This is a genomic window from Ningiella algicola, from assembly GCF_028401415.2.
Taxonomy (GTDB): domain Bacteria; phylum Pseudomonadota; class Gammaproteobacteria; order Enterobacterales; family Alteromonadaceae; genus Glaciecola.
This window is the reverse complement of record NZ_CP171821.2, coordinates 2,269,560-2,287,189: the sequence shown is the minus strand read 5'-3', so window position 1 is coordinate 2,287,189 and position 17,630 is coordinate 2,269,560. Positions and strand designations below refer to the sequence as shown.

16 protein-coding genes and 1 tRNA gene are annotated in these 17,630 nt (G+C 43.6%); 7 read left to right on the top strand and 10 right to left on the bottom strand.

The window, feature by feature from the left end; all coding sequences use genetic code 11:
• Nucleotides 1–4: 4 nt before the first annotated feature.
• The 4 genes from PN836_RS09915 to rsgA all read right to left on the bottom strand — a co-directional run bounded on the left by PN836_RS09915 (nt 5) and on the right by rsgA (nt 3,856).
• Nucleotides 5–736 carry a glycerophosphodiester phosphodiesterase gene (locus tag PN836_RS09915; protein ID WP_395345238.1) on the bottom strand — a complete coding sequence of 244 codons (732 nt, stop codon included), beginning with the start codon at nt 734–736 and terminating at the stop codon, nt 5–7.
• Nucleotides 724–1,620, bottom strand: coding sequence for a DMT family transporter (locus PN836_RS09910; protein ID WP_395345236.1), 897 nt, complete (start codon nt 1,618–1,620; stop codon nt 724–726). The genes PN836_RS09915 and PN836_RS09910 overlap by 13 nt, the downstream gene beginning before the upstream one ends.
• A 12-nt stretch (nt 1,621–1,632) precedes the next feature.
• Nucleotides 1,633–2,481, bottom strand: coding sequence for an archaetidylserine decarboxylase (asd, locus tag PN836_RS09905; protein ID WP_395345234.1), 849 nt, complete (start codon nt 2,479–2,481; stop codon nt 1,633–1,635).
• Between the two features lie 340 nt (nt 2,482–2,821).
• On the bottom strand, nt 2,822–3,856 hold the full coding sequence (gene rsgA, locus PN836_RS09900) for a small ribosomal subunit biogenesis GTPase RsgA (protein WP_395345231.1): 1,035 nt from the start codon (nt 3,854–3,856) through the stop codon (nt 2,822–2,824).
• Nucleotides 3,857–4,059: 203 nt separating this feature from the next.
• Between rsgA and orn the strand changes: the two genes are divergently transcribed.
• The gene (gene orn, locus PN836_RS09895) at nt 4,060–4,617 is read left to right on the top strand and encodes an oligoribonuclease (protein ID WP_395345229.1); all 558 of its coding nucleotides are present in this window, start codon (nt 4,060–4,062) and stop codon (nt 4,615–4,617) included.
• Between the two features lie 176 nt (nt 4,618–4,793).
• Here orn and PN836_RS09890 read toward each other — a convergent pair whose 3' ends face one another.
• Complete coding sequence (locus PN836_RS09890) at nt 4,794–5,954, bottom strand: iron-containing alcohol dehydrogenase (RefSeq protein WP_395345226.1); 1,161 nt, start codon at nt 5,952–5,954, stop codon at nt 4,794–4,796.
• A gap of 288 nt (nt 5,955–6,242) precedes the next feature.
• On the bottom strand, nt 6,243–7,397 hold the full coding sequence (locus PN836_RS09885; RefSeq protein ID WP_395345224.1) for a hypothetical protein: 1,155 nt from the start codon (nt 7,395–7,397) through the stop codon (nt 6,243–6,245).
• Between the two features lie 314 nt (nt 7,398–7,711).
• On the opposite strand from PN836_RS09885, the gene PN836_RS09880 reads away from it, so the two are divergent.
• Nucleotides 7,712–8,665 carry a hypothetical protein gene (locus tag PN836_RS09880; RefSeq protein ID WP_395345222.1) on the top strand — a complete coding sequence of 318 codons (954 nt, stop codon included), beginning with the start codon at nt 7,712–7,714 and terminating at the stop codon, nt 8,663–8,665.
• 100 nt (nt 8,666–8,765) lie between these two features.
• On the opposite strand, the gene PN836_RS09875 is transcribed toward PN836_RS09880, so the two are convergent.
• A complete protein-coding gene (locus tag PN836_RS09875) occupies nt 8,766–10,001 on the bottom strand; it encodes a diguanylate cyclase (RefSeq protein WP_395345219.1) in 1,236 nt (411 codons plus the stop codon).
• Between the two features lie 169 nt (nt 10,002–10,170).
• On the opposite strand from PN836_RS09875, the gene PN836_RS09870 reads away from it, so the two are divergent.
• The 3 genes from PN836_RS09870 to PN836_RS09860 all read left to right on the top strand — a co-directional run bounded on the left by PN836_RS09870 (nt 10,171) and on the right by PN836_RS09860 (nt 13,039).
• Nucleotides 10,171–10,246 (top strand) — tRNA-Gly (locus PN836_RS09870).
• Nucleotides 10,247–10,396: 150 nt separating this feature from the next.
• The gene (locus PN836_RS09865; RefSeq protein WP_395345216.1) at nt 10,397–11,434 is read left to right on the top strand and encodes a LacI family DNA-binding transcriptional regulator; all 1,038 of its coding nucleotides are present in this window, start codon (nt 10,397–10,399) and stop codon (nt 11,432–11,434) included.
• Between the two features lie 210 nt (nt 11,435–11,644).
• A complete protein-coding gene (locus PN836_RS09860) occupies nt 11,645–13,039 on the top strand; it encodes an MFS transporter (RefSeq protein ID WP_395345214.1) in 1,395 nt (464 codons plus the stop codon).
• A 7-nt stretch (nt 13,040–13,046) separates the two neighbouring features.
• Here PN836_RS09860 and PN836_RS09855 read toward each other — a convergent pair whose 3' ends face one another.
• On the bottom strand, nt 13,047–14,954 hold the full coding sequence (locus PN836_RS09855) for an amylosucrase (protein WP_395345212.1): 1,908 nt from the start codon (nt 14,952–14,954) through the stop codon (nt 13,047–13,049).
• Between the two features lie 190 nt (nt 14,955–15,144).
• Here PN836_RS09855 and PN836_RS09850 point away from each other — a divergent pair, with 190 nt between their 5' ends.
• Nucleotides 15,145–16,038, top strand: a complete 894-nt coding sequence (locus tag PN836_RS09850; protein ID WP_395345210.1) for an ROK family protein — start codon at nt 15,145–15,147, stop codon at nt 16,036–16,038.
• 139 nt (nt 16,039–16,177) lie between these two features.
• Nucleotides 16,178–16,663 carry a DUF4442 domain-containing protein gene (locus tag PN836_RS09845; protein ID WP_395345208.1) on the top strand — a complete coding sequence of 162 codons (486 nt, stop codon included), beginning with the start codon at nt 16,178–16,180 and terminating at the stop codon, nt 16,661–16,663.
• Between the two features lie 9 nt (nt 16,664–16,672).
• Here PN836_RS09845 and PN836_RS09840 read toward each other — a convergent pair whose 3' ends face one another.
• Together PN836_RS09840 and PN836_RS09835 are read right to left on the bottom strand one after the other, a co-directional pair.
• Nucleotides 16,673–16,891 carry a hypothetical protein gene (locus PN836_RS09840; RefSeq protein ID WP_395345207.1) on the bottom strand — a complete coding sequence of 73 codons (219 nt, stop codon included), beginning with the start codon at nt 16,889–16,891 and terminating at the stop codon, nt 16,673–16,675.
• A 21-nt stretch (nt 16,892–16,912) separates the two neighbouring features.
• Nucleotides 16,913–17,380: a hypothetical protein gene (locus PN836_RS09835; RefSeq protein WP_395345205.1), complete on the bottom strand. Its 468-nt coding sequence runs from the start codon at nt 17,378–17,380 to the stop codon at nt 16,913–16,915.
• Nucleotides 17,381–17,630 lie beyond the last annotated feature (250 nt).

The following is a 17,630-nucleotide window of genomic DNA, read 5'->3' as shown; positions in this document are numbered from 1 at the left end:
TGTCTTAGGTCTTCTCTATGCGCTTTACGAGCGCATTTGCCCAAGCCACATCATCGCTAAATATTCCATCTACTCCATATTTGTAAAGCTTCTCAAGAAGATGCTCATCGTTGACTGTATAACACCAAACTTGCAGTCCGTGTTTATGAGCATGATTGACAAAATTTGCATCAAGCAAATGCGCATCAATGGCAGCAATATCGGTATTCAAATCGACAGCGAACTGAGCTGAGTCTATCGGCAAATGTGCAACAAGCGCAGCAAATTGGACCTCAGAGTCGAAGTTTACCTGACGCATTTCGTTTTGTAACTGTTTAAGCAAAGGGTGATTAAAAGACGACAATACAATATTACAGGGATATTGGCGCGTGGCACAAAGCAAGGTTTTGACAAAGTTCGCTGGCTCGCGAAGCGATTTGATTTCAAGATTAAGAAGCACACGGCCATCAATAACTTGCAAACATTCGTGCAAATTCATGATCTTATGAGCGCCTTGAACGCGCAAACGCTTGAACAACTCAAGGCCTGTTTCAGCTTGGCTGTCTAAGTCATGTAAAGTAAGGTCTTGACCCGTCATACGCTTGAATGAAAAGTCATGATAAATAATAAATTCATTAGCGAGCTGATGCACATCACACTCAATCGCTTTTGCGCCTTGTTCAATGGACTTTTCAAAGGCGATTTGGGTATTTTCAGGATAGTGTGCGCTTAAACCACGGTGCGCTAAGACGAGCATGCTTTAGCCTTTCGATGTTGCCGGTGGGTATTGACTGTCTCATAAATGGCTGCGCAAATCACTAACACACCGCCAACTAATGTTTGCCACGTGGGCGACTCACCTAACATGACGATTGCAAATACTACGCCGTAAAAAGGCTGCATGCAGGCGACCAATGAGAAGGTTTTAGCGCGAAGGTGTTTTAAAGCGGTAGCGACCAAGGCATGAGGTAGTGCGGTAAACACTGTACCAAGCAGCAATAGTAAAATAGCAGTTTGTATGTCAAGGGCACCTGCTGGTGTAAAAAAGTCGCTGGACACAAAAAGCACTAAACAGGGGCAGATAATCGCGATTTGATAGCCCATTGCTTTTGCGCCGCTGTAGTGGCAAAAGTATTGACGATGAAGCAAGTTTCTCATGGCATATAAAAATGCTGAAAATACGCCAATTACTACGCCCAGCGTAATGTCATTATCTAGAGATACGTCGGGCACAATCATGTAAATACCAATTAAGACCACGATGGCACTCACTAAGTCTTGCCAGACGAGTCTAATCTTTTCGAACAGTGGTTCAAGTAAAACGGTAATAACCGGAAAGGTAAATAAAGCGATAATGCCGACTGACACACTTGAGTACTGCATTGCTGCAAAGTAAGTCACCCAATGCACTGCCATAATAATACCCAGACCCATGGCAATAAAATAATCTTTGACGTGATTAAGACGCATTGACTCGCCGCTTAACTTAACAAATGCAAATAGCAACAGGCAAGCTGGCAGAGACCGACCAAATGTAATGTCTAAGGCTGATAAGGGAATAAGCTTGGAAAACAAAGCAGTGCCGCCTAAAAGCATGACGGTAAGGTGCAGGTTTAGCAGGCTCTTTTGAACATCATCCATCAACGCGAGCGTTTAAACATGTGACGCTAACAAGTGACCCAAGCGCGTTGTCATACCCGCAGACATATCTTCAAAGTCAATTTTATTAGGTTCAAAACACAGTACGATGGTTGAGCCTAATTTAAAGCGTCCCATTTCCTCACCCATCGCAAGTTTTATGTCGTCTTTTTCATGCTGCCAGTGCTGAACATACTTTCCTGCTGGCGGCGTTATGGTGCCTGCCCAAACGGTTTCGATGCTTGCAACAACCGTTGCTCCTACCAATACAATCGCCATTTTACCCACTGGCGTATCAAAAAGGGTAACTACGCGTTCGTTTCGTGCAAATAAGCCCGGTACATTTTGCGCAGTAAGCGGGTTCACCGAAAACAGTTCGCCAGGCACATGCAAAGTATCGGTGAGCTTGCCTTCTATCGGCATGTGAATGCGGTGGTAATCTTTTGGTGCTAAATAGACAGTAGCGAATTTGCCACCTTTGAACGGCGCTGCAAGCTCAGGTTTTCCGCCTAATAAAGTGGTTAAACTAAAGTCATGACCTTTTGCCTGGAAAATCCGATCGCCTGAAATTTCTCCAAATTGGCTTACCGCTCCATCCACAGGATGGCATAGTTGTTGACTAGTCGCTTGAATCGGTCGAATACCCTCTTTCAGAGGGCGGGTGAAAAAGGCATTGAAGGTTTTATAATCACTTGGGGACTCATGCAAGGCTTCTTGCATGTCTATTTTAAATGCCTTGATAAAGCTTTTAATCAAAAACTGTGTAAATGCCCCAAGCTCTTTTGAAGCGACTGCACCTAAAAATCGAGAGAGTAGATGTTTTGGCAATAGGTATTGAGCTTTAACTTTAAACCAATCAAGCACGGCTTTGCTCCGAATATATGTACTTAACCCGAATCCTTTTTAAGAAACGGCGCTCAGCACCGCTAGAATTGCGAATTACTGCGTTGCAAAAGCCAGCAATAGAATAACTATTACGTGACTTTTGCGCCTTGTCCTTCACAATTCTAGCAGCACTGAGTGTAAAAATTAATTTAAGTATGTGAAACAATCGCTTGCACCATTTCTTAAACAGGATTCAGGTTACTTAAACGCTCTTATGTTTTAACAACTAACACCCGTTGCTAATCAATATTGCGTACTTCTTAGCGGCAATTGTACATGACTGTGGGCATAATGAGATGGATTAAACGCTTATGAGACATCATCCTTTTGCATAAGCAGGACGATTTTGAGCAAGCGTTTCAATTATTTTGAGGTAACTGTGATAGCGCTGTTCACTGATCTTGCCCTCTTTTACCGCTTCGGTTATCAAACACCCTGGGTCATTTTGGTGTTTACAGTCACTAAACTTACAGCCACCTAAATAATCTCGAAACTCAATAAAACCTCGAGTAACGGTGTCTGCGTCGAGATGCCATAAGCCAAACTCACGCACGCCAGGAGAGTCTATCAGCTCGCCACCTTGAGTAAAATGCATAAGCTTTGAAGCGGTAGTGGTATGTTGACCTAAACCGGAATTTTCTGAGACATCGCCAATGGCTTCATCTGCGTCAGGTAATAATCTATTGACGATACTGGATTTACCTACGCCGCTTTGACCTACAAATACGCTGACCTTATCAAGCAATTGTTCGCTTAGCTTGTCAAAGCCCTCGTTGGTTTGACAGCTTAGAAGCAGCACTCGATAGCCAATGTCTTTATATAACTGTAGGTCTTTTTCAACACCCGCTCGTTGTTCATCGCCCAGTAGCTCAATTTTATTGATCACGATAAGAGGCGATATTTCTGCGTGTTCGCAGGCAACTAAGTAACGGTCAATGATGTGTAGCGATAAGGCCGGTAGTATTGCGCTGACAACGATTATTTGGTCGATGTTTGACGCAATGGGTTTCACCCCATCATAAAAATCGGGACGGGTTAGGGTAGATTTACGATCAAGCACAACCTCAATGATTCCTCGGTCGCGCTCCTCTTTGGATTCGCTTGCTCTAAATAATACATGATCGCCACACACCACAGAGTCAATTGTGCGCCTGATGTGACATTTGTGCAGCGAAAGGCTTGAGTCCTCAACAATCGCGTGCTTACCAAAACGGCTAATGACCCTCCCAGATTGCTGTTCACCTAAATGCCCCGTTCCCTCAGCGGCGGCGGGTTTCTCCAAATCCATGCGTTTATGACGATTACGGGCAACTTGACGCTGTTGGTTTTTTGATAGTTTTGGCTTTTTAGCCACTGCGCAATTCCAAATTATTGCTTCTGACGCGACAGATAATACTCTTTTAGGGCGTGTCTTGCATTTAGATGTTAATTGAAACTACCATTGTGGAATAAATGGAGTCGTTTTAGCGACATACAGAAAGTTTAAGCTAAACTTAATCAGCTTAAATCAAAAACACAGCATCAACACATGAAATAAGAAACGGAGCGTGAGCCACGATGGCAATGAATGCGGCATTAAATGATCAAAATTTGGTTTGGATTGACATGGAAATGACTGGCCTCGACCCTGAGACCTGTGTTGTGCTCGAAATAGCAAGCATTGTTACCGACAAGGACTTGAATATTTTGGCGCAAGGTCCTGTAATTGCGGTACACCAAAGCGATGAGGTACTCAATTCAATGGACCAGTGGTGCACCAAAACCCATGGTGAGTCAGGATTAACAGAGCGTTGCAAAGCAAGCACTTACGACGCTAAATCAGCGGCAGACGAAACACTTGCGTTTTTGCATGACTATGTGCCCAAGGGTAAATCACCGCTTTGTGGCAATTCTATAGGTCAAGACAGGCGCTTTTTAGTTAAATACATGCCCGAATTAGAGGCGTATTTTCATTACCGAAATATAGACGTGAGCACCATTAAAGAGCTCTGCGCACGGTGGCAACCTGACATTACTAAAGGCTTTGTTAAAAAGGGCATTCACTTGGCTTTGGATGATATAAAAGAGTCGATTGAAGAGCTTCAGTATTATCGTAAGCATGTGTTTAGTATTTAAGAGGCCCATCATGTTATTTCTGCGCAATCTACGTTTTTCGTGTTGTTTTTAAAGTGATCAGCAGCCTGCTAAGTGCTAACTTATTCAGAATTCGAGTTAATTAGACTGGATATAGACACAAATCCATGAAGATGCGCCATACTTGGATCAAATATGTTTATATTGTTTTAATAAGCTTAAACATAAACCTGTCGATACAAATCAATAATACACTCTTTGCTTGGCACCTTAGGATTATTATTGGGCGACCCAGACGCTAAGGCCTGTTCCGCCATTGTATCAAGCAAGTCCTTAAACGGATTTTGCTCTATGCCAAATTCAGACATGCTAGGGACTTTGAGCCTTGCGTTAAGCTGATTTAAAAATGCCATTAGTTTACTGTGGCATTCATCAATGTCATTTAATGAAGCAACTAAACCCATATGAAGTGCGCATTGAGCATATCGCTTCGCTGCGCTTTCCAATGAATATTTTGTGATAGCAGGCAATAGCATCGCATTACTCATACCGTGAGGTACATGAAAATGGACGCCCAAAGGCCTGCTCATGCCGTGCACTAGAGCAACCGAGGCGTTTGAAAAGGCAATTCCTGCAAGGCATGCCCCTAGCATCATAGCTTCTTTTGCCCGATGATTTTCAGGCTTCTCGCAAGCGGTCACTAAGTTTGGCGCAATTAATTTCATAGCTGCAACTGCTTGTTGATCACTATACAAATTTGCTTTTTTACTGACGTAAGCCTCAATCGCATGTGTGAGTGCATCAATGCCCGTATCTGCTGAGATACGAAAAGGCGCGGTTAATGATAGCTCGTAATCAACAATGGCTGCTATTGGCATAAGGCCTGGCCCCATACACAGCATCTTCTCGGATGTTTTACTGTCGCTAATGATGGTCACGCGCGTGCACTCAGACCCTGTGCCGGCAGTAGTTGGAACGGCAATGAGCGGTAGACTTTTCTGCATAACCTGATGAGGTACTTTATAGTCTCGCATTTGACCGCCATGCGAGGCTAGAAGTGAAATGGCTTTTGCACTGTCTATGGCACTGCCCCCGCCAAGCGCAATTAAACAATCGAAATCAGCGCTGGATACCATATCGACAGCAGCTTGGATAGACACTTCGTCAGGTTCAGGCATCACGTCTGAAAACACTGATAGCGAAATACCGTTGCCTTTAAGAATATCCATTACCATGTTAGCAAAGCCTAAATCGACCATGGTTTCGTCGGTAATTAAACAAGGTCGTTTACAGTTAATACTTTGCAAAATAATCGGTAGCTTTTTGATTGCGCCAGCACCAATTTCAAGAATAGAGGGTAGGTTGATTGTTGCTGACATAATGCGTCCCAGTGCAAGGGTTAGCCAATTAGGCCTATCTATATCAACACCAATAAATAATGGCAAGCTTCTGAGCAAAAGCTTTCGCAGTATCTATAAGTGTTAGCTTTCTCTTGCAGGTAACGAGCAAGGCGAGGGATGTTGCGACGTCAATAAATACAATAAACGCCAGTCTAAACTGGCGTTTATTGTTGTAAATGACTGTAATTATTGATGAACGCCTAACTAGATTTCATTTGCTCTAGTATAGGTATTCGAGTGGACACATCTAAATGTGCACTTTAGGCCTTATTCGTATTGCACCCCTGTTGCGTACATAACAGTTGTTCCGTCGTGTCTATCGTCATCTGCGGCTTGACGATACAACCCCCATCTCCAGCCGTAACGAGTGCTGCTGCTTTCAAGCTCAGGTTGAGGATGATTTTCTGCCAATACTAGCTCGCAATTTAGGTACACTTCAAATCGATACCCTGTTGAGCGCACACGAAGATTAAAGGGCTTCTGGTATACATCGTCGGCAATCTCTACCCAACCTTTGCTTCGGCGGGCAATGTTTAGACTGCCATCGGTATCAATCAAGGCTTGGATAATAAAATTACTCGCGTCGCTTGTTTTGATTTGAAATACTGCGTATCGCTGAGGTATATCCCACTCGGCAAGATAATAATTTGCGCTGAACTCTCTCCAAGAGCTTGTGCTGCCTCTCGTCCAGCGCGGTGACTGATGCGTTTCAACACGTGGACGTAAAATGCTGGAAGTTTGGTTTTGATCACCATTGTTTAGCTGAAAACGCTGTATGTTTCCATTTTCGGTATACCAATCGGTATAGTCTGAAAATTCGCTTCGCGGTGTATTTCTATCCAAAATAGTATGAAGCTTGAATCCCGAGGTCATATCAAAGCTTTCGTTACTGCATGAAGAAGGCGGTTGGGGGATATCGCCTGAGCCTCCACCACCGCCACCTACGACGCTGTCGCATGGTTGTGAACCGCACATACAGACACTTGTATCACTTTGGCTGTCTCGACAATCATTTGCAGAGCTACCGTAGATAGCCTGACACTGTTGCGTAGTATTACATTGGTCGCTGCCACCAGGACTGCCACCGCCGCCGCCGCCACCGCCGCCACCGCCAGAGCCGCCACCGCCGCCGCCACCGCCGCCACCGCCAGAGCCGCCACCGCCGCCGCCACCGCCGCCGCCACCGCCAGAGCCGCCATCACCTACTATACCGCCTCGATTAGATGGTTGATCGTTTATGCAAGCGTTACGGCTAATACACCTTTCGCCATCTTCTCGCCCCCAGCCGGTCTGTGCAATCGTGCATATGGGAACAATTTCCCTTCCGTACCAGTCACATGCTTCTTGAGCTTGAACATTAGCGAAAAACATCATGCTTGTTAAAATACCGCCAAGTATGTAAAGAAAAACCTTTGTTTTCATTGGATTAAACCCTGATTAAATTTGATGTAACCTGCTTGTTCGCAGGTTTTAATGGTTGCATTTGGCGAGATTTGATTAAAAAATATACGATTTCGCAACAAGTGAAGGGTGGGTAACGTTATCCAAGTGATCTTTTATGATTATTATCTTGTCCTAAAAGAGATATCAACACTTGGCATTAAGTGCGCGGGAATAAATGATGTTAACAACACATACTGTTTGCTAGAAACTGATGTGGATTTACTGAGAGAGTCACGATGCATTGGTCCTATATTAAATATTTTCTTGTCTTCATTTTTATTTGCGCGTGTTTTATGAGTGTTTTGGTTACGCTAAGCCAACCTGAAAGTGACTTAAATATACAAAGATATGAAAAGAGCAATGCAATAACTGACGCTCCCAATACTCGTTCTTCAATACCAGAAAAGATAAAGACTGTAGATAAGGTTTCGCCTTACGCACGAGAACAAAAACCTTTGTTAGCAAATAAACCAGATACAACTCACTTAGAAGCTCTTGATAGTATTTCTATCAACAATATTGACGACCTACGCGCTTATTTGAGCCGAGCTGATACATCCGAGCGTGACTTAGAGAGTGCAATTGACTTTATCAATAGTTCGCAAAAGGGATTTGAACTTGTCGCGCAACTTTATCTTTCAACCGACGAGGCTATTCAAAAACAACAGCTATTTGAAATGATCTACAACACTACCAATGAGGCAAAAGTTGACTTTATGGCTAAGCTAATTCGTTCCGACAAGCTAAGCCTAAGACGTGATGCGCATACTTTATTGGACTCCGCGATAGCAGATACTTTAAAGCAGGAACAGCTCACCCATATTTTAATTGAGGCTACACTCATTGAGAAAGATCCGCAGGCATTGTCTACGTTAGTTAATGTAATTGAGCTTAAACATGACCAAGTGCAGAGCAATTATGCGCGTGACTTGTTGATAGAGAGACTGGAAGAGTTAAGCTTTCATGAGCTTGAATCAGTCTCGGCAGAGGCAATTATTAAGCTTGCCGCGATTTCTCCCACTGACAAAACTCTGGATATTATGAATTCACATTTGGAATTTGGTACCCATCAACTTCAGTACGAGGCAATTAAAGGACTTCGATATTTTGATAAGCCCACAGATAAACTGATGGCTAATATTAAAATGATAATGGAAAGCGACAATCATCCGCAGCAGATTAAAGCGGCCGCCGCACAGGCTCTAGTAAGATTTGAAAATAACATGAAAAGAAATACTGTTCAGTAATCCACTGCAGAAAGTAAAGCGCTTGCTCAAGTTGGAAGAAAAAAGAAATATAGCCTCGTTAGTCAGTCATTTGAAACAAACGCATTTTTCAGATACAGCCCTAAGTAACGACTTGATTACGCCCATTAGCTTTCGCTTGATATAACAACTCATCGGCTTGCCCTAAAAGCGTCTCTAGTTTTGCATTGGATGTATGCGCGAGACCAACGCTTAGCGTACACTGAACACGTTGACTTTTTCGCTTAAATGTTCGCTCTGAAACGGCTTGTCTAAAGTCATCTAATTTTTGAAACGCGTCTTGCTGCGATACACCATGCATGAATACACAAAACTCTTCCCCACCAAATCGAGAGATACAGGCTGATTGAAAGTGCTTTTTCATCAACTTTGCGGTCTCCTTTAGCACTAAATCGCCAAAGTCATGCCCGTAGGTATCGTTAATACTCTTGAAATGGTCTAAATCGATAAGCGCCAATGACATAGAATCAGGCTTGCGCCCCATGATGTCGCCCACTTGAGCAAAAAAGTGCCTGCGGTTGCCAATGCCGGTTAGATAATCCATGTTCGCAGTCTTTTTTATCAACTCGATTTGTTCCACATACTCCACATTTTGCAATACGCGGCAAAAAAACTCTTCATGACAGTAGGGTTTACGCAAGTAGTCATTTGCGCCGCTTTTAATAAAGCTTGCAAGCAAGGCCGCCTCGTTTTTGTCGCTAGCGCCGATAATACTTAATTGTTCTTTGTCATACCGCCTGCGAACTTGAGCAACTAGGTCTACACCTGTGCTTGCAGGGATATTCTGATCGCAGATCATTAGCTTTATATGTGCATGCTTTTGCAAGGTGCTAAGCGCGTTCTCAGTTGAATTAGCCTGATAGGTTAAAAAGTTATGCCGACCCAGCAATGTACTAATTTCATTTCGGTTTTTAGTGTTGCCACCGACTACGAGCACCCCCACGTTCTTGTTTTTATCTAGGCGAGTAAGCAAACGAGACAAATAATCAAAGATCTGAGCGTTACTTTTTGGAATATAGTCAACAACGGCTTTGCTTAAAATGCGCTCTCTCACATCTTGGTCAGTTTGGCTGGTGATCACGATAACCGGTACAAAAGAGGAAATAGCAAAGTCAATTGCCTCACCATGCTCTGCGTCAGGTAAGTAGTAGTCCACTACTGCGCATAAAAACGATTCAGGTGTTGATTGGTCAAATATAATCTTGGCTTCGGTTAAGCTGGTTGCAACAACAACATCAAGGTTGGCTTTACCGATCACCCGCTTTAATACGCGAAGGCTTGAGCCGTCTTGCTCAATAAGTAGAATTTTATATCTCACTGTTTTGCATACTCTCCCTGCGACCTCAATTAAATGTGTCTCACCACATCTATGTTTATCGGCTGGCATATGCGCAAATTAAGCAGAAAAAAACAAAAAAGATGCTTGCAACCTCGCGCGATTTTTTTATAATGCGCGTCCGGTTGTGACAAACGCCCATATCCGGTTTGCGGGAATAGCTCAGTTGGTAGAGCACGACCTTGCCAAGGTCGGGGTCGCGAGTTCGAATCTCGTTTCCCGCTCCAATCTTTTTACCACCCTCATCAATACCTTTTGCAACTTATGTGTTTCATAATTGATCAATTAGTGTAAATGGCTTGTGTTCTATATCTCTAGTATAAGACAGCGGTTTGTGGCACATTATACCTCGTGTATAAGTAAACATGTGATTCAGCGTGACCCGCACTAAAAAGCCGCCATCTTTAAAAGATGTTTCAAAATTGATTGGCGTTTCCACTGCAACCATTTCAAATGCATTTAACCGTCCTGATCAGCTTTCGAAGTCATTGCGTGAGCGGATATTACTAGAGTGCCAACGCATCGGCTATTCGGGGCCAAGTATGATCGCGCGTTCACTTCGATCTGGTCAGTCTGATGTGATTGCTGTCATGCTTTCTGACTCCCTTACCTATAGTTTTTCAGACCCGATGGCAACTGACTTTATGGCCGGCATTACGGAAGTATTAGCAAAAGCCAATAAGCAACTGCTTTTATTATCCTCTACTGTCATGTCAGATGCGCAAGTGCGAGCAGAGTCATTACCTGATGGCTTTATATTTTATGGTGCGCCAGAAGGGCAGAGTTTTAATCGTGTTACACGATCGGGAAAGCCCTGCATCGTTGTCGATTTTGATGCGCCCGACGTGTCGTCTGTGAACATTGATAACTTTTCAGCATGTAAAGAATTAGCCGAGCACGCAATTCATGGCGAGCGAGATATCCCAGCTATCATGGGTATGCGATTAATTGCTGATAATCAGGTGCGCCCCATCGAAGATAAGGATCTTGACCATGACAAACAAGAAATCTCATGGCAACGACTTTTTGGCTATGTAGCGGGTGCCAAATCACGAGGTGCTGAGATTCCTGCAGATAATATTATCCACATGCCAGTCAATGTGCTTGAGCAAGCCATCGATGGTGCACGGATTCTATTAGCTCGGACACAGCGTCCAAATGTCATTTTATGCATGTCAGATATCATTGCTATAGGAGCGTGTAAGGTCGCAGATGAGTTGGGGCTGCGAGTGCCAGAAGATCTCAGGATCACAGGTTTTGATGACATAGCTGAAGCAAAGCGAAATCAACCAGCGTTAACTACTATTAGTCAGCAAGGTTATGAAAAAGGCCAGCTGGCTGCCACAATGTTGCTTGAGAATGATACTCGGCAGGTGATGATGGAAGCCAAATTGGTTGTTAGAGACTCCGCGTAATCTCGCGCTACAACGAGCATTTCCGCTCTTTCTTATTGTTCAAAAAAAACCGCTAGCAACAAAGTGGTTTCTTATCTTAATCGTTTAAGTTAATATGATGTTAAATCGTGTTTAGATAAATTTAAGTGCCTTTTAGATAGGCACTGCCTGACGTAAATCGAGGATTTTGTACATTTTTCCTCACATTACGCTGCAAAATAGGAAGTTGCTATGCAATCAAATGAGCAAAAGCCACAAAGCCATCCCAGCTTATCTTTTAAGGAAAAGTTGGGATACGGTTTGGGTGATATGGCTTCCAATTTCTACCTTGGCTTTTTCGGTTTATATCTGCTTTATTATTTTACCGACATTTACGGTCTAGCGCCTGCCGCCGTGGGACTGATGCTATTAATATCAAAGATTGTTGATGCAGTGAGTGACCCACTAATGGGTGCGGTTGCCGATCGTACACAAACTAAGATGGGCAAATATCGCCCTTATCTGTTGTGGATGGCTGTGCCTTACGGTTTGCTGGGCTTTGCAATTTTCTTCGGCCCCAATTTTTCTGATACGGGCAAACTCATTTATGCTTATGTCACTTATATCGGGGTGATGCTAGCGTTTACCGCTATCAACGTTCCCTATTCTGCGCTTTTAGCGGTCATTCACCCATCGGCAGAAGAGCGAACCAAAGCCACAACCTATCGCTTAGTATGCGCCGGCATTGGCACCCTGTTGATAGCTGCATTCGCAACTCCATTATCTAAGCTGCTCGGTGGTGGTGACGACGTACTGGGTTTTCGAATTACCATGGGTATTTTTGCTGGCCTGTCGATTGCTATTTTCTGGTTTACTTACGCGTCAACGAAAGAACGCATTAGTTTGCCAAAACATGAATCATCGGTGCTCAAAGACATGGGTGAGCTAGTAAAAAACACCTCGTGGATTATGCTAGCGGTATCGTGCATTCTTATTGTAATTGGATTGATTGCTCGATTTTCGTCCATCATCTATTACGTAAAATACTATATGCAAGACAGCGGTGAAGCCGTATTTTGGATATTTGATAGGGTCGCCATCTTCACGTCGTTTGGGATCATAGGACAAATTTTTGGAGCGATGATCGCCTCATGGTTAGCGCTTTACTTTTCCAAACATCGCATCGTCCTGTTCATGTGTGTTTTGCATGCTGTTTTGCTCATGATTGGCTATTTTGTGCCGCCCGATATGTATGCGCTAACGGTATTCTTGCACTTTATCGGCATTGGTACTTTTGGCGTGGTGATAACGCTGTTTTTCTCAATGTTTACTGATTGCGCTGAATATGGCGAGTGGAAAACGGGTAAACGAACATCTGGCTTAACGGTGTCCGCGTCAATGTTTGCTTTAAAATTTGGCTCTGCCCTCGGGGGAGCCTTGCCTGGTTTTATCCTTGCTTATGTAGGATTTGTGGCAAACGAAGTACAGACCGATGAGGCAATATTGGGCTTAAGGCTTATGGCAACGGCTGTACCTGCCATTTTATTTGCGATTGGCGGATTAATGATGCTGTTCTACACCTTAGATAAACAGACAATCGCGAATATTGAATCTGAACTTAAAGTCCGACGAGCAGGCCATGCATAGCGGTCACCTAGCTCACTTTTAGCCAAGTAAACTGATAGCTGTCTAATATCATTGTTTGCTTTAAGTCTAGTGTTGACCCACTGACTAAATCAAGCGCAATAGATTGTTCAAGCTGTGTGAAGTAATCGGAGTGAATGTGCACAGTATGTTCACTGAAGTTCACGATACATAAGCACTTTTGCACACCATTATCGCGAAGATAAGCAAAACAGTGTTCATTTGGCGCATCTAAAAAGTGCGTATTAGCGTCACCAAACACGGCATTGCTTTGGCGTATTTGGATTAGCCTTTTTAATAAGTCAGTGATTTGTGGGTTGGGTGAGCGTTCAAGCATATCATTGCTAACGTCAATCCTATGCACCCATCTGGCATCGTGCTGCTTGGCGGTATCTTGTTGATAGCCGTAATCGTTTATGAGTGCAAAGTCGTCCCCGGCGTACAGTAGCGGTAAACCACCTATGCTTAAAATGATGCTGTGAACGAGCAATATCCGCTTTTCAGCGAGTTCAACAGCAGCGCTATCATTCTCTGCTTGCGCTCTTTCAAGGCCGCATAAGGACGCAAGAGAACCACATACTCGACAGTCTCCGGTGCTCGGGTTTTCACCAAAGGGCACTCCGTTTGCAAAACTGCCAGCGAAACGCCCTGTGTAAAACTGATTTAAAAAACGCCGATGGTCTTCGCCATTAATGCCCAGCTCTTCAGCTACCTGATCATCAAAGGTCCAGCCTATATCATCATGACATCTTACGTAATTTACCCATGAGCAGTCGTTTGAGATTGTACCGGTTTTTTTCATTGAGGCTGTAATTAAGCGTGTTTTTCGTGTGGCTAAGCTATTCCAAATGAGCGCCATTAAAAGCGGATTATAAGACAGCTGACACTCTTCCTTATCGATGTATTTAACGACCTCATCTGGATGAACAATGGCTTCAGATTTAAACACAACCGCTGGCGATACAATTTGCAGACATCTATTAAAGGCTTGGATGAGTGTGTGCGCCTTTGGCTGATTCTCGCAACTAGTGCCCATTTCTTTCCAAATAAAGGCCAAGGCGTCAAGACGCAGCGCGTCGCAGCCTATATTGGCAAGGAAAAGCATTTCACCTGTAATGGCATTAAAAACGCTTGGGTTTGAGTAGTTAAGGTCCCATTGGAAATTGTTAAACGTTGTCCAAACCCATTTTTGTGTACTGGGCTCAAAGCTAAAATTTCCTCGACGAACTTGCGGAAATATCTCTCGCAAGTGATTTTCGTAACGATTGGGAATGTCTTTTGAATCAAACATCCAATAATACGCTTGATGCTCAGTACTACCGGATTTTGCTTTAAGCGCCCATTGGTGCTCATCTGAGGTGTGATTGAATACAAAATCCAATACCAGATTGATATCTTCTTTGTTGAATGCGGCTGCTAAATTTTTCAGGTCATCAATATCACCTAGACTTGGGTTAACGCTTCGATAATCTGACACCGCGTAGCCACCATCGCTATCCCCTTCTGGCGCTTTAAACAGCGGCATTAAGTGCACGTAATTGATGCCCATTGATTTAAAATATGGAATGCGTTTTTTGAGCGCTTTTAAATCTCCGCCAAATAAATCAACATAACAAGCAATGCCAAGCATACTTTCTTTTTTGTGCCAATGCGGATTGTCTATGCGTGCCATATCCTTGCTTTTAAGTGATCGAGGACGAGCGGCAAATCCCTCGAACAATACCTGAACCAGCGATTGCAGATGATAGAAGAAATCGTACTGCCAACCATAAACATCATAATAGTGCTGAAAAAGTGACGGAAAGTGCTCATCAAGGCGCTGCACAAATACGTTTTTTTGTGTCTTGCTCAAGCCACTTAAATCAAGCGATTGTAAAATGCGACTAAGCGAAAGGGCACTTTCTTTTGAAATATCCATTTGTTACTTCTCTGGTATTTTGCGCTGACAACGGGCTTGTTTTTTAGCTTTATTCATCTGTCATTAGCAAATAATTAACATTTTGATTTCGCCATCTTAATCGATTAAGATGGCGAAATCAAAGATCAACAAGCCATAACATTCCGTGGGTTGGCAGGTGTCTTGACCATGTCAAAAAGAGGTACAACATATGAGCGCTGATTCTATTGCAGCAATTGAAGCTGGCGGCACCAAATTTATTTGTGCACTTTACGATTTGCACGAGAATGAAATTGCCAAAACGCGGATAGAAACCACTACACCTGAGCAAACACTTAGCGAGGTGATACAGTTTTATGCCTCGCTGAAGGCCCAAGGGCACAACTTTAACGAACTTGGCCTAGCAAGTTTTGGCCCGCTCGATTTGGATGCTCGCTCAAGCACCTTCGGAAACATCACTAAAACGCCCAAGCCTCATTGGAGTAACGCGCCGGTAGTAAGCACTTTATCTTCAGCTTTAAAAGTGAATGTGAAAGTGGATACAGATGTAAACGCAGCTGCACTGGCAGAAACGCGATGGGGAGCAGGAAAGGGTTGCTCAGTAGTAGTGTATGTGACCATTGGCACTGGGTTTGGAGGAGGATTGGTGGTAAATGGACAAACGCTGAAAGGCCTGGTTCATCCTGAAATGGGGCATATGAGAATCAAAGTGCCGGAAGGCTTTCCAATGGATGAACCCGGTCAGTGTCCCTTTCATTGTGACTGCGTCGAAGGACTTGCCTCAGGTACCTCTATGGAGAAGATTTGGCGTCAGAGTACTATGGACATGAAACCCGACCATCCTGCCTGGGATATGCAGGCGAAGGTTGTAGGGCAGTTTTGTCATAATTTATTGATGACCGTCTCGCCACAAAAAATCATTCTTGGGGGCGGTGTTATGCAACAAAGCTTTCTGCTAAAAAAGGTGATTTATCACACCCAAAGAATGTTGAATGACTATTTATGTTTGCCAGAAGGAACTCGCATTGAAGACATAATCGTTACGCCAGGTCTCAATACAGACTCCGGTCTTCGAGGCGCGCTAGCGTTGGTGTTGCCACAGTAAATTTTTTTACAGCGCCAAACACGCCAGCATTGTCCGTATTGACCCGATTCTGCGAGCACGTTAACATAACTCAAAATATGACATCCGACCAGTTGAAGGTAACCACGGCGCAACAGGTCATTTAATTGGGATATAGAGCATGGCAAAAATAAATCCACTTAGAACATTCGCAGATAAATGCCTGACTTATCCCCACGGTCTTGCCATGTTTTTACTCACGTTTGTATTTAGATATAAAGTGAAGCTGGTGCGCACTGCCGGCGTAAAAATTCTAGATACCGATCTCAAACAGGTCACCTTTTTTCAAAAGAATCGAACTAAAGTGCAAAACCATATAGGCGGCGTACATGCTGCGGCGATGGCGCTCCTTGCCGAATCTGCAAGCGGTTTTGTAGTCGGACTCAATTTGCCCGGTGATAAGTTGCCTTTGATCAAGTCGATGAATCTTAAATATGTGAAACGCTCTGTAGGCGACATAACAGCTGTTGCACATGTCACAGATAAACAAATCCTACAAATGCAAAGCGAAGATAAGGGTGACTTAATGGTTGCGGTCAAAGTGACGGATGAGTCCGGCGATGAGCCGGTTATTTGTGAAATGAACTGGGCGTGGATTTCGAAGTAAGCGTAGGCCTTACTGCTCTTTATTTTGATTTCTCAAGAGCCACCATGGCTGATCATAATTAATCTCACTTTCTTTGAGTTCGAAGATACGCTGTTGATTAAAATACGCCCAAAACGCAGACTTGAGCTGAGTATCGATGATTAGCAGTCTTTGCGTTTCTTGAAGCTCACGCAAATACTGAGTCATTGCACCAATTGCTTCAAAAGGGTTGCCTTGTTGAAAAATCACGCTGCCGCCATATTGTTCATATCAACACTTATTATGTTTGTAGGTACGTATATTGGCATCGGCTATGGTGTTCATGTGCGGCTTCATTGCTTGTATGGTTTGCTCATCCAGCCCATCTATTCGTTCACGCAAGTTTGAGAATGTGTTCATACTTTGGTGAAAGCTTTGAATTTCTAAATCTGTGACCACCACGCTGCATCTCTCGTCGAGGTCTGCACCGATAAGCGAATACAGCCAACGCATAAACATTTGCTCACGATTGTACTCAAAATTTGCTACTAGGCCTTCAGGCGCCTCTTGTTTTTGGGCCTCAAATCTTTCTTGAAGCTGTGATTCTGTGATGCTCTGATTGAAAGCGTAGGCAAGCACGTCATCGTGCTTGGGTTCATCAGCTGCTGCAATCTTATGGACTGAAATCAGCAAGCAGAATGTGACAGCAACACATGTAGTGAACCTGCTTAGGTCTTTTTGGCTTAATAGCTGGGTCATTTTTGACGCCCTACTGGTTTGAATCGATGTACTGAGCATAGCTCAATTCTCAAAATAGCGTAAAGACGTATGCCATACAAATCCTCATTCATGACGCATTCGTGACACATTCGTTGCAGAAAATTTAAATTGTTATCATGGCTAAACAATTCTGTTGACAGTGCCGATATTCAAGAGTAAAACGAGATCTTCAAGGCATGCTCGCAGATTCGAGACGCCTGAACTTGTTGTGTGAATATGCCTAACTTTT